This is a genomic window from Mycobacterium sp. NGS22, from assembly GCF_059813095.1.
This window is the reverse complement of record NZ_JCALDY010000001.1, coordinates 52,982-72,746: the sequence shown is the minus strand read 5'-3', so window position 1 is coordinate 72,746 and position 19,765 is coordinate 52,982. Positions and strand designations below refer to the sequence as shown.

General features: G+C 67.2%; 17 protein-coding genes. 8 read left to right on the top strand and 9 right to left on the bottom strand.

The window, feature by feature from the left end:
- Positions 1-52 precede the first annotated feature (52 nt).
- From AC5Y47_RS00310 to AC5Y47_RS00295, 4 genes are all read left to right on the top strand, one after another.
- Positions 53-409: a Rieske (2Fe-2S) protein gene (locus AC5Y47_RS00310; protein ID WP_499940928.1), complete on the top strand. Its 357-nt coding sequence runs from the start codon at positions 53-55 to the stop codon at positions 407-409.
- Positions 406-1,458, top strand: a complete 1,053-nt coding sequence (locus AC5Y47_RS00305; protein ID WP_499940927.1) for an amidohydrolase family protein — start codon at positions 406-408, stop codon at positions 1,456-1,458. The genes AC5Y47_RS00310 and AC5Y47_RS00305 overlap by 4 nt, the downstream gene beginning before the upstream one ends.
- Positions 1,455-2,621: an amidohydrolase family protein gene (locus AC5Y47_RS00300; protein WP_499940926.1), complete on the top strand. Its 1,167-nt coding sequence runs from the start codon at positions 1,455-1,457 to the stop codon at positions 2,619-2,621. Before AC5Y47_RS00305 ends, AC5Y47_RS00300 begins: the two co-directional genes overlap by 4 nt.
- A 105-nt stretch (positions 2,622-2,726) precedes the next feature.
- Positions 2,727-3,689 (top strand): alpha/beta hydrolase, encoded by a 963-nt coding sequence (locus AC5Y47_RS00295; protein ID WP_499940924.1) that lies wholly within the window; start codon positions 2,727-2,729, stop codon positions 3,687-3,689.
- A 108-nt stretch (positions 3,690-3,797) separates the two neighbouring features.
- Here AC5Y47_RS00295 and AC5Y47_RS00290 read toward each other — a convergent pair whose 3' ends face one another.
- Together AC5Y47_RS00290 and AC5Y47_RS00285 are read right to left on the bottom strand one after the other, a co-directional pair.
- Complete coding sequence (locus AC5Y47_RS00290; protein WP_499941379.1) at positions 3,798-4,382, bottom strand: Rv1363c family protein; 585 nt, start codon at positions 4,380-4,382, stop codon at positions 3,798-3,800.
- Positions 4,383-4,906: 524 nt separating this feature from the next.
- The gene (locus tag AC5Y47_RS00285) at positions 4,907-5,758 is read right to left on the bottom strand and encodes an Rv1363c family protein (protein WP_499940922.1); all 852 of its coding nucleotides are present in this window, start codon (positions 5,756-5,758) and stop codon (positions 4,907-4,909) included.
- A gap of 184 nt (positions 5,759-5,942) precedes the next feature.
- On the opposite strand from AC5Y47_RS00285, the gene AC5Y47_RS00280 reads away from it, so the two are divergent.
- The gene (locus AC5Y47_RS00280; protein WP_499940920.1) at positions 5,943-7,073 is read left to right on the top strand and encodes an acyl-CoA dehydrogenase family protein; all 1,131 of its coding nucleotides are present in this window, start codon (positions 5,943-5,945) and stop codon (positions 7,071-7,073) included.
- Positions 7,070-8,305, top strand: a complete 1,236-nt coding sequence (locus AC5Y47_RS00275) for an acyl-CoA dehydrogenase family protein (RefSeq protein ID WP_499940918.1) — start codon at positions 7,070-7,072, stop codon at positions 8,303-8,305. Before AC5Y47_RS00280 ends, AC5Y47_RS00275 begins: the two co-directional genes overlap by 4 nt.
- Before the next feature lie 3 nt (positions 8,306-8,308).
- Here AC5Y47_RS00275 and AC5Y47_RS00270 read toward each other — a convergent pair whose 3' ends face one another.
- The 4 genes from AC5Y47_RS00270 to AC5Y47_RS00255 all read right to left on the bottom strand — a co-directional run bounded on the left by AC5Y47_RS00270 (position 8,309) and on the right by AC5Y47_RS00255 (position 12,578).
- Positions 8,309-10,273, bottom strand: coding sequence for a SpoIIE family protein phosphatase (locus AC5Y47_RS00270; RefSeq protein ID WP_499940916.1), 1,965 nt, complete (start codon positions 10,271-10,273; stop codon positions 8,309-8,311).
- 128 nt (positions 10,274-10,401) lie between these two features.
- Positions 10,402-10,827 (bottom strand): anti-sigma factor antagonist, encoded by a 426-nt coding sequence (locus AC5Y47_RS00265; protein ID WP_499940915.1) that lies wholly within the window; start codon positions 10,825-10,827, stop codon positions 10,402-10,404.
- Positions 10,828-11,006: 179 nt separating this feature from the next.
- The gene (locus AC5Y47_RS00260) at positions 11,007-12,035 is read right to left on the bottom strand and encodes a hotdog fold thioesterase (protein WP_499940914.1); all 1,029 of its coding nucleotides are present in this window, start codon (positions 12,033-12,035) and stop codon (positions 11,007-11,009) included.
- Between the two features lie 225 nt (positions 12,036-12,260).
- Complete coding sequence (locus AC5Y47_RS00255) at positions 12,261-12,578, bottom strand: WhiB family transcriptional regulator (RefSeq protein ID WP_499940912.1); 318 nt, start codon at positions 12,576-12,578, stop codon at positions 12,261-12,263.
- Between the two features lie 347 nt (positions 12,579-12,925).
- Here AC5Y47_RS00255 and AC5Y47_RS00250 point away from each other — a divergent pair, with 347 nt between their 5' ends.
- Positions 12,926-14,062, top strand: a complete 1,137-nt coding sequence (locus tag AC5Y47_RS00250; RefSeq protein ID WP_499940911.1) for an FHA domain-containing protein — start codon at positions 12,926-12,928, stop codon at positions 14,060-14,062.
- Positions 14,063-14,066: 4 nt separating this feature from the next.
- Here AC5Y47_RS00250 and AC5Y47_RS00245 read toward each other — a convergent pair whose 3' ends face one another.
- Positions 14,067-14,828 (bottom strand): DUF5336 domain-containing protein, encoded by a 762-nt coding sequence (locus tag AC5Y47_RS00245; protein WP_499940910.1) that lies wholly within the window; start codon positions 14,826-14,828, stop codon positions 14,067-14,069.
- 89 nt (positions 14,829-14,917) lie between these two features.
- Positions 14,918-16,627, bottom strand: coding sequence for a type VII secretion protein EccE (gene eccE, locus AC5Y47_RS00240; protein WP_499940908.1), 1,710 nt, complete (start codon positions 16,625-16,627; stop codon positions 14,918-14,920).
- Between the two features lie 120 nt (positions 16,628-16,747).
- Between eccE and eccB the strand changes: the two genes are divergently transcribed.
- Positions 16,748-18,238 carry a type VII secretion protein EccB gene (gene eccB, locus AC5Y47_RS00235; protein ID WP_499940907.1) on the top strand — a complete coding sequence of 497 codons (1,491 nt, stop codon included), beginning with the start codon at positions 16,748-16,750 and terminating at the stop codon, positions 18,236-18,238.
- A 29-nt stretch (positions 18,239-18,267) separates the two neighbouring features.
- Here the strand turns inward: eccB and eccD are convergent, their stop codons facing one another.
- On the bottom strand, positions 18,268-19,764 hold the full coding sequence (gene eccD, locus AC5Y47_RS00230; RefSeq protein ID WP_499940905.1) for a type VII secretion integral membrane protein EccD: 1,497 nt from the start codon (positions 19,762-19,764) through the stop codon (positions 18,268-18,270).
- Between the last annotated feature and the right edge of the window lies 1 nt (position 19,765).

Genomic DNA, 19,765 nt, shown 5'->3' with positions numbered 1-19,765 from the left:
ATAAATAGCAATCTAATCAACGAGCCGACCGATGACGAGGCGGTGATGCCCGGTGCAACGCCGTTTCGTGTGCTCGCTGGCCGAACTGCCGCCCGGCGCGATGAAACTCGTCGACGCCGGCAAGTTCGGCGTCGGCGTCTACAACGTGGACGGTTCGTTGTACGCGATCGTGAATTACTGCTCGCACGAAGGCGCCCCGCTGTGTCTGGGTCCGGTCGGCGGGACCAACGAACCCGCTCCCGGGGAACCCGACGGCCTGCGCCGGGTGCGGGAGGGTCAGATTGTCCGATGCCCTTGGCACAATTGGGAATTCGACATCACCACCGGCCGCAACGTCGCCGACCCGAGTCGCCGTGTGCGCACCTATCAGGTCGATGTCACCGACGGGGAAGTGTATTTGACCGCATGACGAACCCGATCATCGATGCGAACGTCCAGCCGCATTTCCGCTACAACGCCGAGATCCGGCGTTATCTCCCGGCCGCCCACAAATTGCGCTCCATCCCCGACGTCGAGCAGCAGTGGTATCAGGCGCCCGGCGGCGACTACCGCGCCGACCTGTACGGCGACGGGTATCCGGGATCGGATCCCGACACCGTCGCGCGGCATCTGTTCGACGAAGCCGGCGCGAGCTACGCGATCCTGAACCCGCTGACCCGGGGCAACATTGCCGACTACCTGCTCAACAGTCGGATCTGCGCCGCGGTCAACGACTGGCTGCTGGATCGGTGGCTGGGGTCCGACACGCGTTTTCGCGGCACCATCCGGGTCAATCCGGAGGACCCCCGCGGCGCGGTCGCCGAGATCGAACGGTTGGCCGATCACCCGAAGCTGGTTCAGGTCGGCGTGCCGATGCAGTCACGCGAGCCGTACGGCAAGCCGATGTTCGAACCGATCTGGGAGGCCGCGGCGGCGCATGGGCTGCCGGTGGCAGTACACGTCAACGGCGGCAACGGCGTCGACCATCCGCCCACCTTCGCCGGCCACGCGCACACCTATCCCGGTTACGCCGCGTTCATGCCGCTGAACTATTTCGTGCACCTGGCCACGCTGATCGTCGAGGGTGTCTTCGGCCGCCATCCCGGGCTGAAGTTCGTCTTCGCCGACGGTGGATACGACATCCTCACCCCGTTGATGTGGCGGCTGGACACGTTCTGGCTGTCCATGCGCGACCAGACGCCTTGGGTGGACCGCTATCCCAGCGAATACCTTCCCGACCACGTCCGGTTCTGCACGTCGGCGTTCGACGGCGCCCCCGACGTCGGCCAGGCGCAGCGCTGGATGGACTTCTCCGGCAAGGCCGACCTGGTGATGTACGGATCGGGTTATCCGCATTGGTCGACGACACCGGCGGCTCAGACGGTCGACGGACTGGATCCTGAGCAGCGCGCGAAGTTGTTGTGGCGCAACGCCAGTGAGCTCTACGGGTTGGCGGTGAATGATGGAAGCGCATTATGACCGTCGTCGAACCTCTCGATGCCCGCGCGGACCAGCAAGAAATCGCCGTCACCGTCGTCGACACCGACGTGCACCCATTGCCCGTGTCCGCCGACGTGCTCAAGTCCTACGCGCCGACCGAATGGGTGGACAAGATCTGGCCGACGGGCAACGCCGTCAGCCCCGTCCCGCATTTCTACGACACCCCGGACTCCTACAAGACCTTCTCGTTGCGAATGGACGCCGCGCCGCCCACCGGGGGAGTGGCCGGCAGCGACCCGGACTTCGCTGCCCAGCAGCTGCTGGTCGACGCCGGCGTCAGCATCGCCTCGCTGGAGCCGATGTGTGACGCGCAGTTGCCGCAGGCCGAGCACGTGCTGAAGTCGACCTACAACGACTGGCTCGCCGACGTCTGGTTGGACAAGGGCAACGCGCACGGCCGCTGGCGCGGGTCCGTCAGCGTGAGCGCGCAGACACCCGAGCAGGCCGCGCGGGAGGTCGAACGGTGGGCGGGACACCCGTACATGTCCCAGGTGCTGATGACGCCTCAGACCCGCGGAATCCCTTTCGGCACTCCGCATTTCGACCCGTTGTACGAGGCGGCGGCGCGCAATGGGCTGCCGGTGGCCACGCATTTGATGGGGCAGACGCCGTTCGAGTTGATCCCGCTGTACCCGGTCGGGAATCCCGCGCACTGGCACGACTTCTTCGCGTCCTGGCCGCTGCTGTACGTGTCGCACCTGATGAGCCTGGTGTTCGACGGCGCGTTCGACCGTCATCCGGACCTGCGGGTGGTGTTCATCGAGGGCGGCTTCACCTGGGCGATGCCGGTGATGTCGCGGATGGACCGAATCTGGGAGGCCCGTCGTGGCGACTTGCCGCAGGTGCGTCGGCGCCCGTCGGAGTATGTGCGCGAACACGTTCGGTTCACCACACAGCCTCTCGAGGACGCCGACACCGTGCAGTTCCGCGAGTACCTGGAAATGATGGACCTCGGCGACAACCTGATGTTCTCGACGGACTACCCGCATTGGAGCTACGACTCCCCGGCGTATGCGATCAACCGGTTTCCGCGTGATCAGCGGGATCGGATCATGCGCGGCAACGCGACCGCCCTCTACGGGTTGCCGTCAACCGTGAAAGCACTGCCGGGCGAGCAGGTGGGCGTTTCGCCGAGCGTGTAACCACTGTCAAATTCGTGCCGATTTTTCGCAGCAGTTACACGCTGGGCGACGATGTTTCGGTGACCGGCGGCGAGTGCTCGACCGGCGCAGGTCTACCTTGAGGGCATGACGCAGACGAATGTCACGCGCCCGCAGGGACTGGGCCGCATCGACCCGGCACTCCGAGACGCCGCCGAGAGGTTGGGCGTTGTCGAGTTCAGCGCCGACAGCCTGCCGGCCGAGCGTGCGCGGTTCGACCGGGAGGCCGCCGAGCGCGCCGCTGCGGTCGACACCACCGGGGTCAACGTCGAAGCCCGATCCATTCCCGGCCCGGACGGCGGCCAGCTCGACATCCGCCTGTATCGGGGCGCCGACACGTTGTCTGCGCTGCCGCTGGTGATCTACGCCCACGGCGGCGCTTTCGTGACCGGCAATCTGGACACCGACCACGCGCACTGCGTCGAGTTGGCCCGCGACTCCGGCACTTTGGTGGTGTCGGTCGACTACCGGCTGGCGCCGGAGCATCCGGCCCCGGCGGCGGTGCAGGACGTGGAAGCCGCGTTGTACTACGCGGTCGGGCAAGCCGAGGAGTTGAACGCCGACGCCACCCGGCTGGCGGTGATGGGCCGCGACGCGGGTGCTGCCCTGGTGGCCAGCGTGGCCCAACGGACGTTCGATGACGAGGGACCCAAGATCCTGGTGCAGATCCTGCACCAGCCGATGCTCGATTCCGATGCGACGCCGTCGCGGCGGGAGTTCCAGCGCACGCCCGGCCTCAACGGTCAGGCGGTGAGCCGGGCGTGGAGCCACTACCTGGGTCACGCTTCGGCCAACGGTCAGCACGTGCCGTCGCACCGGGCGAACTTGGAGGGACTGCCGCCGACGTTCGTCAGTTGCGCCGACGTCGACCCGTGCCGCGACGAAGCGATCGACTACGCGAACCGGCTGCTGCACGCTTATGTCCCCACCGGGCTGCACGTGATCGCAGCGACGTTCAACGGGTTCGACTCGGCGGTGCCCGATTGGGTTGTCTCGCAAGAGAACCGGGCGTTGCACGCGCAGTCGCTGCGGCGTGCGTTCGCTGTGTGAGAGACCTGACGGTGGCGATCCCTGCGCCGCGCCGGTGCGCGGCTGGCGATCGTCACGGGATCTGACGGTGGCGATCCCTGCGCCGCGCCGGTGCGCGGCTGGCGATCGTCACTCAACCGGAGTGAACTTGGTGATCATCCACTTGCCGTCGATTAGGTTCAGGGTCACCAGGACACTGCGGGGGGCTACCGACGGTTGTTCCGGATTCTCCTTGCTGGTGGTGCTTTGGTCGGCGAAGACGAGCACGATCGCCGAGGTGGGATGCAACTCCTGCACCGCCGCGCGTTTGACCTGAGTGGTCGTTTTGATCGACTTCTGCTTGGCGGCCGGCGTCACGACCTGCGAGGTGAACTGGTCGTAAAAGGACAAGAAATCCCCGGACAGATGCGACCTGGCATTGGCGAAGTCCTTGTCCAGCGAATCGGACGAATATGACAGCACCGCAACCGTTCCCTCCGAGGCGGCGTTGATCGCCGCTCGGGCCACGCTCTGGCTGGTCTGCTGATCTGGGCGGTAGTACTGGAAGTACAGCCACGCCGTCATGGCGGCCGAAGCGAGCAGTAGCAGGACCAAGATCACCGGGATGGGTTTGACGGTGATCTGCCGGCGCCAGATGTCGCGCCACCAGTTCCGCTTGGGCGTGACCTCGCCGTCGGCATCTTCGGCGTCGGTCTCGGATGGTGGCACGACCACCACCTCGGTGGGCTCTTCGAGCCCGCTGTAGACGGTGTCGTCGTCCACGACCGTGAAGGCGTCGTCGTCCGCGACGAAATCGTCGTCCCCGACCGTGCCGTGGTCCCCGACCCTGCCGTCGTCCGCGACCCTGCCCTCGTCCGCGCCAAAGCTGGCGTCCCCGACGAAATCGTCGTCCGCGCCAAAGCCGGCGTCCCCGACGAAACCGTCGTCCCCGACCCTGCCTTCGTCCCCGACGAAACCGTCCCCGCCCAAATCGTCGTCCCCGACCGCGTCATCGTCCGCGACGGTGCCGCCGGATTCAGCGTCGCCCGCCGCCTCGTCGACCTCACGCTGCGCTTCGGCGCTCTTGGCGAGGGCGACCGCGAACGTGGCGTAGTTGGAGCGCGCCGCGTCGGTGTCAGCGGCGTCGAGCCGCGCGGGTTCCTCGTCCGTCGCGGTGTCATCCACCACGGCTTCGGGGTCTGCGACGGATTCCTTTGGCGCGTCTTCGTCGGTCAGATCGACGTCGCGCACATCGTCGCTCACGGTACGAACTCAACTTTCGACACTTTGTACTGGCCGTCCTCCTCGGTCACGGTAACCCGCATGCGCCACGCGCGCGGTTCGTTCTTGCCGCCGCTGGAATTGGTGACCCGCGAGCTCACCGAGATCAGTACCTGCGCGGAGTGACCATCCATCGACTCGATGGCCGCCGCGTTCACGGTTCCCTCGGTGACCACCTTGGACTGTTCGACCACTTTCGTGAAATCGGCTGCGCGCTGCTGGAAGTCGTCCCGGAACTCACCAGTCGAATTGTCGATGACACGCTGCACATCCTGCTTGGCGCGGTTGAAGTCCAGCGAGGTCATGTACACCACACCTTGTTTGGCGCCGGCGATGAAAGCCGCTTCCCGCTGCTGCTTTTCGGTGCTCTCGTGGTGCCGCCACGCGAACACCCCGCTGAGCACCCACAACCCGAGGATCAGCAACACCGCCACGGCGGTGGCGATGGTGGACAGCTTCGGCACTCGCAACGACCTTCGCAGCCGCTCGCGCCGGGACGGCGGGGCAGCTGCGACGGGTTCGGATTCGTCGTAATTCTCCGACTCGTCGTACTCGTCGGGTTCGTATTCCTCGGTTTCGTCGTACTCCTCGGACTCGTCGTAGTCCTCGTAGTAGTCGTCGTCTTCGTCGTCGAACTCGTCGTCCTCGTCGAACTCGTCGGTTTCGTCGTCCATGGCGCCCAGCGCCTTGCGGCGCAACCGCGCCGCGCGGGCCTTCGCGCGTGCCGCGGCGGCCAACAGTTCGGCCTCGGCAGCTTCGGCTTCTGCCTCCTCGGCCAGCGCCAGCGCATCGGCTTTCGCGGTCACCGCAGCGTCGTCTGTCTCAGCCATCTCGGCTACCGCTCGTCATTATCGACTGAACTCCGGTATCTCTTACGGTATTGCCCATTGCTAACATCGGAGTCGCCAGCAAACCCCGACGAGGACCGATCAGGCGGATGACCCACCACTCCGACTTTCCCCCCGACTTCCCTCGCAGCAGCGAAGGAATGCCCGGGAAAGTCCGGCCGGCATCATGACCGCTGTCGACTCTCCCGAAAAGATACTCTTCACCACCACCACCCAAGCATTTCTGTCCAAACAGGCGTCCCTGCGTCACGTCCGCGACCTGCACGGCACCGGTGAATCGTTCCACCCGGAGTGGTGGCGGCGGGCCGCTGAACTGGGGTGGACGGGATTGCTGGTACCCGAGGAGCTGGGCGGCGGCAGCGCCTCGGGGGACGGGTTCACCGATCTGGCCTCGGTCGCCGAGATGCTCGGCAAGACGGTGGCGCCCGGGCCGTTGTACCCGGTCAGCACCGTGCTCGCCGGACTGGTCGGGTCGACCGATCGGGATTCCCACGCGGAGTTGATCGACTCGGTGGTCTCCGGTGAGACGGTGGCGTCCTGGGCGGTGGCCGAGCCGGGCCGCGGTTGGGCGCCGCTGGATCCGACCGTCACCTGCACTGCCGTAGCCGACGGGTACCGGATCGACGGCGTCAAGGACCGAGTCGAAGCGGGCGCCCAGAGCGCGGTGCTGCTGGTGGTGGCGCGAGACGGCTCGGACGAGGTGCGACAGTTCCTGGTCCGGACCGACGCCCCCGGCGTGCGGATCGTCCCGCAGCAGTCCATCGACCTGGTCAAGCAGTACGCGCGGGTGGAGTTCGACGGTGTGGTCGTCAACGGTGCCGCCGTCGTCGGCAGCGCCGCCGAGACTCCCGCGCTGATCGAGCGGCAGAGCCAGATCGCGCAAGTGCTGCAATGCGCCGAAGTGGTCGGAATCCTGCAGACGGTCTTCGATTTCACCGTCCAGTGGGCACTGGACCGGCATTCGTTCGGTCGTCCGCTGGCCTCCTACCAGGCACTCAAACACGGGTTCGCCGACATGAAGATGTGGCTCGAAGCGTGCCGCGCGACCACCGCCGCCGCCGTCGCCGACGTCGCCGCGCAGGCACCCGACGCCGGACTTTCGGCCAGCATCGCCAAGTCCTACGTGGGCGAACTCGCCGGGCAGATCGTGCAGCGTTGTGTGCAGATGCACGGCGGCATCGGCGTCACCTGGGAGCACGACCTGCACCTCTATCTGCGACGAGTTACGTTGTACCGCAACATGTTCGGCACCCCGGAGGAGCACAACATCCGGGTGTATCGGATGGCAAGCCGATGACCAACGCCGAGTCCGTCGCCGAATTCGCAGCCCGCGCCCGGGCGTGGCTGGCCGAGAACATGCCCAGCATCGATCCGGAAGTGCCGCCGGCCGCGCCGCGCGACGACGAGCGGTCCTGGCAGCGCGCCCGGGAATTGCAGAAACGGTTGTGGGACGGCGGATTCGCGGGCATCTGCTTTCCGCGTGAATACGGCGGTCTGGGCCTGGACTACGAATACCAGCGGGCGTTCGACGTGGAGTCCTACGCCTACGAAATGCCGTTGATCCTCAACGTGCCGACGTTCACCATCTGTTGCGCCACCCTGCTCGACACCGGCAGCGAGGAACAGAAGAAACAGCACATTGCCGCCGCGTTGCGCGGCGAGGAGATCCTGGTGCAGCTGTTGTCCGAACCCAGCGGTGGATCGGATCTGGCCGGGGTCATCACCCGCGCCGAACGACACGGCGACCGGTGGGTGATCAACGGCGCCAAGACCTGGAGCACCAGCGCGTTCGCCGCGGACTACGGGCTGTGTCTGGCCCGCACCGATTGGGATGTGCCCAAGCATGACGGTCTGACCATGTTCCTGGTGCCGATCAACCACCCGGGGATCACCCTGCGCCGCATCGTCCAGGTCAACGGTGGTGCGGAATTCTGCGAGGAGTTCCTCGATGGGGTGGACGTCGGCGACGACGCGGTGGTTGGCGAGGTGAACGACGGGTGGGCGGTCGCGTCACGGCAGCTCTACCACGAACGCCGCGCAGTCGGACAGGGCTCGGAGTTCGCCAGCGGCTCCGGGCACGAAGGCGGGCACACCACGCCGGTGGACTACGTCGACCTCGCGGCCCGGACCGGTCAGGCCGACGACGAACGCATCCAGGAGATGGCCGGCCGGGCACTGGTGCACCGCGCCGTGGCCGAGCAACTCATCGAGCACGTGTCCCGCAATGTCCGCGACGGCGGACTACCGCCCGCCGCCGGCAGCCTCATCCGGCTCTTCCACGCCGAGCACGTGATGTTGGAGATGGACATCGCGCTGGCGATCGCCGGCTCGGCCGGTGTGGTGGGGGAGTTCGGCGAAGGGCTGCAGACCGGCATCCGCTACCTGTCGCGGCAGTCGGTCGCCATCGGCGGCGGCACCACCGAGATGGCGCGCAACGTCATCGGCGAGCGGGTGCTCAACTTCCCGCGGGAGTACGCCGCCGACCGTGGGGTGCCCTTCAATCAGGTCCGGCACGGCAGCGCCCGGTAGGGCTCAGTCTTCGACCAGCACGCCTTCGGCGTCGCCCCCGCTGACCGGGATCTGAACCAGCGACAAGACGTGGTGTGCCGGGCTTCCCGGCGGAGCCACCAGCACGCAGTCACCGCCCTGTTTGCGAGCCCGTTCCCGAGCGGCCGCCAGCGCGCTGACCCCCGCCGAGCCGAGGTGGGTGACGGCGCTCAAATCGATGGTCAAAGACGCTATGCCGGAACGGCTTTCGACGGCGATCTGGCGGTCCAGGGTGGAAGCGGTATGCGCATCGACTTCGCCCCGTACGACGATGCGACCACCGTCGGACACCAGCGAGACGAATTCGCTGTCCACCGCACGCTGGTAGGAGACCCGGCTGACCACTGAGTCGCTCACGAAGTTGGCCGGACGGAAAAGGTGGTGGCTGAGCGTGGCGGTGGTGCCGCCGGGCCCATGGGTGACATGTGAATCGGTCACCAGCGCCTCGGCCATCGCCAAGCCGCGCCCGCGGCCGCGTTCGCCTTCGCGGTGATCCTTCCAGATGCCGCGGTCCATCACGACGGCCCGGAGCTGGCCGTCGCCGCCCAGTTCGGCGGTGACGACGATGCCGTCGGGAACCTCGGTGCGGTAACCGTGTTCGACCGCGTTCTCCACGAATTCGGAGATCGCATGCACCACGTCGGAGATGTCGTCGGCTACAGCGCCGATCTCCTTGAGCCACTCCCGCAGTCGGGCTCGGATCCCGCGCGCGGCATGGATGTTGGCATCGGCTGTGATGTGCAGCGGCGGGGTCGCGGCTCGGCGCTGCGCGGCGAGCAACGTGACGTCGTCTTTGTAACCGGTGGAGCGAAGGAGCAATTCGAGTGTCTCCGAACAAAGCCGGTCGATGGGCCGCGCGGGCGCATCGATCACGAAGCCGCCGGTGCCCGCCGCGATGCTGGCCGTCAGGTCGGCGAATTCCGTGGTGCTGGCTCCCAGTGGCCGCCCCGGACGTTCGATCAGGCCGTCGCTGTACAGCAGCACCGCGTGGCCGACGTCCAACGACTCGATGCGCGTCGGGAATCCGGTGCCGCTGCCCAACGGGGCACCCCCGGAAGGTTCCAGATACCGCGAGCCCCCCTCGGCCGTCACCACCAGCGGGGGCGGATGGCCGGCGGTGCAGTACTGGAATTCACCGGTACCGAGATCCAGCGAACCGATGCAGACGGTGGCCGACTTCGAACCCGGGACCTGCTCGTGGAACCGGTCCACCGCCTCGAGTGACTCGGTGATCGGTAGCCCCGCGGTGAGTTGCATCCGCAGTGCGGTGCGCAGTTGGGACATCACCGCCGCGGCCTCGACGCCATGGCCGACCACGTCGCCGACCACCAGTACCAGGCGATCGCCGAGCGCCAACGCGTCGAACCAGTCGCCGCCGGCGGCGGTGTCCTCGGCGGCCACCAGATATTCGGCGGCGACGTCGGCGCCGGGGATTATCGGCACCGACCGCGCCAACAGTGCCTGCTGCATGACGGTCGCCGAGTCGCGGACGTTGCGGTAGCGCTCCGACAGTTCCTCGACCTTCGCCTCGGCCGCCTGGCGCGCCTCGACCCGGGCGGTGACATCGTCGAAGAGCAGCTGGACGCCTTCGATCTGACCGGACAGGTCCCGGCGCGGTGTGACGACGAAGTCGAAGAAGCGCTCCTCGACCCCGGAGCCCTGCAGGTCGACCTGCAATCGCCACTCGGCGCCGGACTGCGGCACGCCCGAGTGGTACACCCGGTCGAACATGCCGAAGATCTGCTGGCCCTCCAGCTCCGGATAGACCTCTCGCGCAGGCTTGCCCACGAAGCTCATTGCCGGATTGAAGGCGCGAAAGGCCGCATTGGCTGCGATGAAACGGTGGTCAGGACCCTCCAAGCCGACCACCATCGCGGGAATGTTCTCGAAGATGCGTCGCACGTCCGCAGCCGTGCCCACCGTGTTGTCCCAGTCCTTATCGGCCGACATATTGGCCGTACCTCCCGCGGACCGATGTAGCAGATCCTGACGATGGCGTCAGGCAACAACAATCAGATTAGCAATCACGGGCTTTGTTCCAGGCACCAAATTTCTCGCCGCACCAACGGCCTGGCGTGTCACGCCACCGTCATCGCGGCTTCCGTCGTGGGGTGGACCGGCAACACACTGCCGAACGAGCACGCGTCGACGATGCGGGCGACGCCGGGGTTGCTGCTGACCATGCGCAGCGTGATGCCGCGGTGACGCAGACGTTCGGCTTCGTCGGCCAAGACGGTGAACGCGCAACAGCCCATGAACTCGAGGCTGGTGACGTCGACGACCAGCAACCCGGCGTGGCTGGCGACGGCGGATGCCTCGGTGACCAGACCGCGCCAGGTGTGTTCGTTGGAGGCGTCGACTTCGCCCCCGGCGCGGATCAGCACCGCCGAACCCGTGCGCACGGTCGTCGCCTTCAGCGCACTGTTGGGCTCGCCGAGTTCAGAAGCCAACCGGTTGCTGAGTGGCACCGGGATGGAAGACGATTCGGACGGACCCACGTTCATAGCACACCCCCAAGAGTGGTGGACCGCGCCGGTGAAACCCCCCGAATGGAATGTCCGCTGCGCGCCGGAAAAATAGCGATGCCTTTTGTATAGCAAAAGGCTCCGCCGGGGGAGGCGAAATGCCCAAATCCGGTTGAGGTCTTCGGGATTACCCTGGCTCGGCTGAATTCAAACCTGACTCAGGCCGTGGTCTCCTCGGCGTCGGTGGGACGGCCGATGATGGCGAAGTTCACGGTTGCGGTTGCGGCGAGGTCGCTGTCGCTGTCACCGAAGATGTCGATCTGCATCACCATCGAGCGACGGCCGGCGCGCAGCACCGTGGGCACGGCGCGTGCCGAGCCGTGCCGGATCGGGCGCAGATAGCGGATGACCAGGTCAGAGGTCGTCATCGCGGTGCCGGGCTGCAGGTACTCCATCCCCAGCTGTCCGCCGGCCACGTCGGCCAGCGTGGCGATCAAGCCGCCCTGCAGCGCGCCGTTGGTGTTGACCACCTGCGGACTCACCGGCATCGACATGGCGAACTCGCCGCCGGGGCCGGCCGTCGGGCGCAGGCCGATTCGGGCGAACAGTTCGCCGAGCGTGGGCGCGACCGCGTCGCCAGCGGTGTCCCGGATCCCCAGCGCTCGGCTGCAGAAGTCGTAGAGCTGTCCGGCGTCGATGGGAGTGCCGTTGAGTTCGGTACCGAGCCAGCGCAATCGCAGGGCGCCGATGATCGTCTGCATGACGATCGCCGACGCCGCACCGACGTCGATTGCGGCGTCGAACAGCCCTTCGGTGATGCCTTGGCCGACGATGTCGCGGATCAGCCGGTGCAGCGGGGACAGTACCCGGGCATATTCGCGCGGCCGGGTCTCGGCCAAGTGCTGGTTGTAGAGACTCAGCGCCCTATTGAGACTGTCCTGGGTGCTGGATTCCGGCTGCGCGGTGACCCGGTCGATGACCAGCTTGAGTGCCGCGGTGCTGTCGAGTCCGGCGGTCTCGGCGCGCCACATTTGCGCGGCCTGAGCCATGGTTCGGTCGAACAGCGCCAGCAGCAGTTCGTCCTTGCTGGCGAAGTGTTGATAGAACGCGCGCAGTGAGGTCTTCGACCGGGCAACGACTTCCTGGACGGTGAAGTCGGTGCGTCCGGTTTCCCCCAGGATCTCGACCGCGGTCTTGATGAAGCGGTCGGCGCGGGTGACGTCAGCTTGCTCGCCGGGGCCGGCCATCGGCGGTCTCCTCTTCGAAGGCGTTGCAACAACGTTCTGGCAATTCCGAGAATGACATTACCGCGTGTTGCTCCGCGAGCCGCCATCAGAGCTGCCCCGCGTCATCGCCGCGGTGTGCGCAGCACCGCCGCTGAAGCACAGCGGTGGGCGTGTCTTATTTTCGTTCCGAAGACCGTTGTCGCACAACAAATTACGCCGAAGCAGTGCTGTGCGGCCCAAATCACCTCAGTTGCGGGAGCCGCGCGGCCGACCGCGTCGACGTGGGCGAACGTGGTAGCCGCCTTGTTCGGCCAACGCACGCAGCCGGCGCAGGGCGAAGTCCCGCGGACGTCCAGACTCCGGGATCGCCACGCCCGCCCATAGCCCTTCGACGTTCGGGTCCTGGCAGGCTTCGCGCGCGCACAGAAACCGGCGTGGGCAGGCCAGGCAGAGCGCTTTTGCCTCCTCGTCCGGTTCGCAGGTCGTCCACCGATCCGGATCGACGCTGCACACCGGCACGTATTCATCCAACGGCGTGGACGACGGCATCACTGCTGCGGTCATCGCTTTCCTCCCGACTTCTGTCGCAAACCCACCGATGCGACGACTTTAACCACAAGTCGCGCGGGACTGCAACAAATAAAACGTAGCAGCTACATTTTTTGCTGAAATCGGCCTAGTATTTTACGTGTGTACTACAAGACATCTGTGGCAGTCGCTCGTGCGGAAGCGTAACCGGAAGCCGGAGATCGCGCGCGCAAACCGCATAGGAAGAGTGAAATGCCGCCTTTCTGAGGGTCGGACACGGGTGTGTAGCAGGAAAGATGTAGCATCTAGCCACGCAGTGCTGGAGGAAGGCTGTAGCGACGATGCCCGTTGATGCGGGAGGTCCGAGCCGGGGGAGTGGCGCAGTGATACCTGACCGGACCGCGCCCGCATCGGCGCTGGTGGTCCGCCTCGGCGACGACGAGCACGTGTTGGACCCGGCGGACGGCGTGGCCGTCATCGGCCGGGACCCTTCGGCCACCATCCGACTCCCCGACGACCGGGTATCCCGCTGGCACGTGCGGCTGGAGCCGCACCAGGACGGCTGGCAGGCCATCGACACCAGCACCAACGGCATGTACGTCGACGGCGTGCGCCGCAGTTCCGTGCTGGTCACCGATGCCGTCACCGTTCACCTGGCCAACCCCGAGGGCTTTCCGGTGACGCTGAGGCCAGGCCCGGCGCCGGACCTCTCCGCGGCTGTCACCGGGGTGATCGACCTGCCCGAGGCCGACGAGGACGAGTGGTGGGGAACCGATGCCGATCCAGGGGTTGCGCGGGCGGGGCAGGCGGTCGCCGCGCGCCGCAACGAACTGGAGATCACCCAGCGCGGTCTGGCCAAAGACAAGGTCATCAACGCCGGGACGCTGATCGCCTTCGAGAAAGGCCGCAGTTGGCCGCGGCGCGCGACCCTGGCCAAGTTGGAAAAAGCTCTGCAGTGGAGTCCGGGCACCATCGCCCGTATCCGCAGCGGGTCTGCCGTGCTGCCGATCCCGGCTGCCGTCACCGCCCCCGACAGGATTCCATCGGTCGGCGAGCAGACCACCGAGGCGCTCAGCGACACCGTCCGGGCGCCGCTGATGGCCGAAGCCGTCGAACTGGCCATGCACGCCATCAGCACCGCCACATCCGAGCTGCCTGACCCCGGCGACCCCGCGTTCACCCCCAAGGTCACCAAGATCCTCGCCGACCTGCGCAAACTCGAGAAAGTCGCCGCCAACGCGGCGCGCAACGCCAAAGGCACCCCGTCGGTGGTGCTGGCACTGAGCACCGTGCGCCGGGCCTACAACGACGTGATGGCCCGCGCCGCCCGCTCGCCGAACGCCACGCTGGGTCAGCGGTTGTACGGCGCCCGGCACGGCGCGGAACTCAGTCTGGATGAAGCGGCCGCCGCTGCCGGGCTACCGGCATCGGTCCTGGCCGACGCCGAGGCGGAACGGCCCGTCCCCGAGGACGTCGCCGCGGCGTTGAACACGCTGATCGGCCAGCTTTCGATCAGCTGACCGGTTACTGCTGGGTGCCTCGGTATCCGGTCTCGAAGGCGACGGTCTGCTGTTGAGCGGGAGTCGGGGAGTGCCCGACGTTCGGCATGCCCGACGGCGGCGCGCTGGAACCCCGAGACGACGCATCGGCCGGCGCGGATGACGGTTCGCCGACGAACTCCGCATAGCTGGCGCTTTGCGCGGCGCGTCGCGGTTCCCTCGCGGAGACCTGCGCTGCCGCCTGGGCGTGCGCGGTCCCCTGCTCGTACTGGGTCTCGCTCGGCTCGTCCTGCGCGTACTGGTTGTAATACTGGGCTGCGGCCTGCGCGTACTGCTCGGCGTAAGCCGCATACCAAGCATGTTGCGCGTCCGTTTGCGTGGGCGCGTGCCGCAACGCGGCCACCGCGACGGCGGTCTGCGCGGCGTTGAGCACCACCAGAATCCACAGCGCCCAACCCGGCTCGACCCCGTCGGGGAGGACGATCCCGCGCGACAGGGCGTCCAAGAACCCGACCGCGGCCAGCGCGGCGACGAGCTTGGCGGCCGGAGTCTGCCGCGGGAAAAGGCCGAATGCCGCCAGCAGACCCGCCAGCACCGGGAACCGGACATCCCAGTCGATCCCCGCGACACCGAGCATCGGCCCGAAACTGACCAGGTAGGAGCACAGACCCAGCAGCGCGACCGCCAGCATCAGATGGCGGTGCGAGACCTTTTCGCCGGAGTCCGGCTCGGCAACCCACTGCGAATAGTCGCCGTAGGCGCTCGATTGCTCCGATGGGTAACCCATGATCACTCCTTTGCACCGCCCCGGTCGGGGTGACCGGGATTCACGCTAGCGCACCGCCGGACCGCAAATCGGAACCGTCGTGCGCGGTTTCAGTCCGAAACGGCGAAAGATCCCTTCAGATAACGCATCTCCTCGTCGGTGGCGACCATGGTGACCACCGACGAGCCCGCCCGGGTGCTCACCTTGACTGTGTCGGTGTCGAGGTCGAGCAGTTGCAACGCCACGTCGGCGTTGGCCGTGACCGCGGATTCGGGCGGGGACACCACGATCGCGGTCACCCCGACCCGCACCGGCTGCTCGGCCACGCCGTCGAACATCTCGACCGAGTAGTTGCGGTCGGCTCCGGCCTGCAGCGAACCCCGATTGAAGTCGGTGACCCACAGCAGGTCGTGGTCTTCGACCTCGTCGACCATCGTGCGCCATTTCGCCGGCCGCCGGCTGTGCACCAGCACATGCGCGCCCAACGCCAGCGACCGCAACACCACCTGCTGGGCCAGGTGCAGCGTGCCGGCGATCTCCACTCGGCGGATCTCCGGACCGAACAGCGCCAGCGCCACCGCGCGACCGTGCTCGTCGGCACCGATCACCTGTCCGCATCCGGACGCCGGTACACACAGCGAGGCAAAGTCCACGTCGGGATCGCCGGTCGAGTAGGCCCAGTTGCGGACCGGCCGCGCCGGTGGCGGCACCGGCAGACTCGCCGCCAGTGCCGAATACTGCTTTCCCCGCAGCGGAGTCAGGCCACGCAGCTGGATCCGGGCGCGGCCGTGGGTGTCGAACCGCGCCAGTCCGCGGATCGCGACGGGGCCGCGCGGATGGTCGCGGCGCAGCGACAGGCTCATGGTGGTGGAGTAGCTGGGGATGGTCCACAGCAGCCCGAGTCCCGCCGTCGTCAGCATGCTCGGCTTGATCGCGAAGCTGCGCAGCCGGAACCGGCCTTCCCGGCAGGTGCGCCAGGTCTCTTCGACGGTGACCAGATCCACCCCGTCGGTCAATTGATTGGTGGCCTGCCCGATCTCGGCGGCGGTCAGCACCCGGGTCCGCAAACCGCCCTCCGTCAGGCGGTTGGCCACCCGCCGCGTCGCGGTGGTGGCGGCCCGCAAGATCCCGTCCCGCCCGCCGCCGCGCCGGCGCACCGCGTCCGCGCACCGGGACGGGTCGAACCGGATCACGATCCACACGTAGCGGTGGGCGATCGCGGGCAGCGGTCCCAGCACGGCGTCGTACACGGCGGCCACCTGGCTACGTCCCTGCGAGCGCGAACCCTGGCTGAGCACGTCGATGGAATCCAGGGTGATGTCGAACTGTTGCAGGCTTTCGACCAGCGCCAGCACCGGCACGGTTTCGCCGGACAGCGTGCTGCCCGGCTCCATGATGGTCATGGCTTGCGGATTCTCTTCGATTTTCAGCAACGACATCAAAGTGCTTCCGTCCCAACGGAAGCCGATCAGGGACCCGTCGGGTATAGGCACATCGAAGGGTTCGGCCGGCGTCATCTTTCGGGATCTGACCCTTCGTTGCCGCCAGAATCCGGAGCGTGCCGCGATCAACCGCGGCAGGGTCGTGCCGCGGAATCGCAGTACCAGGATCAGCGCCACTGCGAAGCCGGCCAGGCTGCCCTGCCAGCCGGCGAATCCGAGCATCGGCGCCGTCACCGTCCCGGCGGCGACCAGCAGTTGCAGCACCAACAGGTCGGGCAGCGGCAACAGACGCTGGGCGCCGATGTCGATCGTCGACCGCAGTCCGTTCGGTTCCGATGACGCATCCGTGCTCGGACGCGTCGCTGCAGGGCGCGGCACAGTCGGATCCTATCCAGTGCGCTGCGCGAAAATTCGCGCGCATTTGGCTGGTGACGGCGTTATAGGCTACCGAGGCTCGGTGCTTGCCCGACTCTGATGGGGGTGGTTATGCCCGCGCAAGTGACGACACGCGCGCAGGTCAACGGCTATCGGTTCCTGATTCGCCGACTCGAGCATGCGTTGATTCGTGCCGACTCGCGGATGATCCACGACCCGATGCGGGGACAGATCCGATCGCTGTTGGTCGGGCTGGTGATCGCGGTGCTCATCACCGGTGCCGCCGGTGTGCTCGCCTTCTTCAAGCCGTCACCCAACATCGGGAACGCGCAGATCCTGCTCAGCAACAACGGCGGCTTGTATGTCCGCATCGGTGATCGCCTGCATCCGGTGCTCAATCTGGCCTCGGCGCGGCTGATCACCGGCAAGCCCGATGCCGCCAAGACGGTCAGTGACAAATGGCTCAATCAGCTGCCCCGGGGTCCGATGGTCGGAATCATCGGCGCTCCCAACAACATTCACGGCGGCGCCGATATGCGCATGTCGCTGTGGACGGTGTGCGACGCTGTCACGACCCCGGATGTGTCCAAGAACATCGGGCTGGCCAGCGTGCAGACCACGGTCATCGCCGGTGACCTCACCCTCGACGACGACATCCGCCGGGCATCGCCCGCACAGATGTTGCTGGTCCGTTCGGGTGACGCGGTCTATCTGATCTTCGACGGGGTGCGCGCGGTCATCGATCCCACGGACGCGGTCGTCGTCAACGCGCTGCATCTGCAGAATGCGCAAGTGCGGCCCATCTCGGTCGCGTTGCTCAACACCTTCCCGCTGGTCCCGCCGATCCGGTCGGTGACGATTGCGGGGGCGGGCCGTGTCCTGGCCGGCTTGGCGGCCTATCCGGTGGGTTCGATCGTGAAGACCGTCGACTCGCGCGGCGAGCAGCTCTACGTGGTGCTGCCCGACGGGTTGCAGCCGGTGTCGCCGGCGGCCGCCGACATCATCCGGTACAGCAATCCCAATGACGCTGCGGCACAGGGCAATCGCGAGGTGTCACCGGCGGTCGTCAGCCAGGTTCCGATCGTGCACACGCTGCCGGTGGACCACTACCCGAGCGTGTCGCCGCAGATCGTCGACGACGAGCCCGACCGGGTCGTGTGCATGGCGTGGGAACGCGGGAACTCCGCCGCGCAAGCCACCGTGCGCGTGCTGGTCGGGCACCGGCTTCCGATTCCGGACGGGGCCCAGCCGGTCGCGCTGGCCAGCGGCGACGGCAACGGTCCCGGCGTCGACGGCGTCTACGTCAAACCGGGCACCGGTGAGTACGTCCAGGCCACCGGCGGTGACGCGGACAGCCGGGCGATGGGTCAGCTGTTCTACATCTCTGATGCCGGCGTGCGCTACCACATCAAGGATCTGCCGACCGCGGCGGCGCTCGGTGTCACCGGCGTGCACGATCCCCGCCTCGACGCCGACGTGCCTCAGTTCGCGCCGTGGCCGGTCGTGGCGTTGCTGCCCGCCGGACCGGAGCTGTCCCAAGAGGCGGCGCTGGTGGCGCATGACGGGATGGGCGCCGACCCGCGCGGATCCAAGGTCGAACAGCCGAAGTCCTGAAACAAGCGGAGGGCTGGGCCGTGCGCCGCTCAGAGCCGCAGTTCGCGAAATACCGCGTACAACCGCACGATCCAGCAGCACAGCGGAAACACCATCACGATGGCGAGGAACTCCAGAAGCTCGACCTGGCGACGCATCACCGGGGAGAACTCCAACCTGGGCGCGACGATGCCGCAGGCGACAGCCAACACCATCAGCAGTATCAGCGCCAGCGTCGCGTCGAGCTCCCAATTGTCCAGGCCGACGGCCGTCTTGACGATGGTGAGCAACCCGATGGTCAGCCCGGCCCCGATCAGCGTGGCGGATTGCACCAGATCGTGGTGGCTGCGTCCGCGCAGGCACAGCACGGTTGCCACGGTGGCTGCGAATAACGTGCCCTGCCAATAGAATCCGCCGCTGACGTCGACCGCCAGGTAGCAGCCGACGGTGGCGGTGATCGCCGCGGCGGTCAGGATGCCGGTCAGGTACTGGCTGGCCCGGCGGACCCGCACGATCATGCCCTCCTCGGTCGGGATGACCTGTTTGCCGACGGCGTTGACGCCCTCCACCGTGGTCCCGCCCTGGGTTTCGATGTCGTCGAGCGGTTCCCCGGCCGTCGGCACCCGCGGCACCGGCAGCTTGGCCAGCAGGATCGTCACCCGGGGGGAGAGGTAGACGACGATCACCGACACCGTTGCCAACACCGCACCGATCGCGCGAGGCGGCGGGTTCCACAGCAGGGCAACCGCACTGGCCGTACCGCCGATCACCGCCAGCGCGATCACCGCCGTGTGCAGCGCGCGCCCGCGGCCGGTCACCAGCAACACCAGCAGCGACGCCAGCCCGGTCAGCGCGAACGCCATCGGCAGCGACTTCGTGCCGAAGCCGTCCGGCACCACGTACAGCGCGCCGCCGAACAACAACGGAGTCGCTACCGCCGCAACCCATTCCGACCGTCGTGCCCCGGCCGAGCGGTGCGCGATCACGCACGCCGCGAGCACTGCCAGCGTCCCGATGCCGAGCGCGGTGGCAGGCACGTAGATCTCGGCCGCATGCCGCGGCAGCAGAAAGGCGACGGCGACCGCAGCGGCCAGGCCCACGCCGAAACACGCGATCTGCCGCGCGTCACGGTGCAGCCAGCCCAGGACCGGGGACCGCGACCGGTCATGGTCGTCCTGCACGTCGTCGAAAAGCATCGGCCGGGCCGGGTGGTCGATCTCCCGGATGCTCAGCAGCTCCCCGTCGTAGACGTTGGCGTCGCTCAACGATCTGGCGGGGTCGATCGGGTCGTCACCGAGGCGGGCCAACGTCCACTTTCCCTCGGAGGTGTCGAAGACGACCTGCTCGAGTCCGGCGCCCGCAGCGGGGTGCGTCGCGATTTGCTCGTTGGCGATGTCGATGACGTCGTCGATGAAGGCGGAGATGCTGGTATTGGCCGGCAATCCGAAGTCCAACCGCAGGTTACCGACCACCAGCGTGACCCGGCTGAGCGTGGGTTCGGACTCTGATTCGGCGTCTAATTCCGAGAGCGACGGCGGTAGAGTCATC

What these genes read in the sequence shown, in the direction of transcription:
- AC5Y47_RS00285 (WP_499940922.1), bottom strand. Translation starts at nt 5,758, where the DNA reads ATGGCTGAGACAGACGACGCTGCGGTGACCGCGAAAGCCGATGCGCTG.
- AC5Y47_RS00275 (WP_499940918.1), top strand. Translation starts at nt 7,070, where the DNA reads ATGACCAACGCCGAGTCCGTCGCCGAATTCGCAGCCCGCGCCCGGGCG.
- AC5Y47_RS00260 (WP_499940914.1), bottom strand. Translation starts at nt 12,035, where the DNA reads ATGGCCGGCCCCGGCGAGCAAGCTGACGTCACCCGCGCCGACCGCTTC.
- AC5Y47_RS00305 (WP_499940927.1), top strand. Translation starts at nt 406, where the DNA reads ATGACGAACCCGATCATCGATGCGAACGTCCAGCCGCATTTCCGCTAC.
- eccD (WP_499940905.1), bottom strand. Translation starts at nt 19,764, where the DNA reads ATGACTCTACCGCCGTCGCTCTCGGAATTAGACGCCGAATCAGAGTCC.
- AC5Y47_RS00245 (WP_499940910.1), bottom strand. Translation starts at nt 14,828, where the DNA reads ATGGGTTACCCATCGGAGCAATCGAGCGCCTACGGCGACTATTCGCAG.
- AC5Y47_RS00270 (WP_499940916.1), bottom strand. Translation starts at nt 10,273, where the DNA reads ATGTCGGCCGATAAGGACTGGGACAACACGGTGGGCACGGCTGCGGAC.
- AC5Y47_RS00265 (WP_499940915.1), bottom strand. Translation starts at nt 10,827, where the DNA reads ATGAACGTGGGTCCGTCCGAATCGTCTTCCATCCCGGTGCCACTCAGC.
- AC5Y47_RS00295 (WP_499940924.1), top strand. Translation starts at nt 2,727, where the DNA reads ATGACGCAGACGAATGTCACGCGCCCGCAGGGACTGGGCCGCATCGAC.
- AC5Y47_RS00280 (WP_499940920.1), top strand. Translation starts at nt 5,943, where the DNA reads ATGACCGCTGTCGACTCTCCCGAAAAGATACTCTTCACCACCACCACC.
- AC5Y47_RS00300 (WP_499940926.1), top strand. Translation starts at nt 1,455, where the DNA reads ATGACCGTCGTCGAACCTCTCGATGCCCGCGCGGACCAGCAAGAAATC.
- AC5Y47_RS00255 (WP_499940912.1), bottom strand. Translation starts at nt 12,578, where the DNA reads ATGACCGCAGCAGTGATGCCGTCGTCCACGCCGTTGGATGAATACGTG.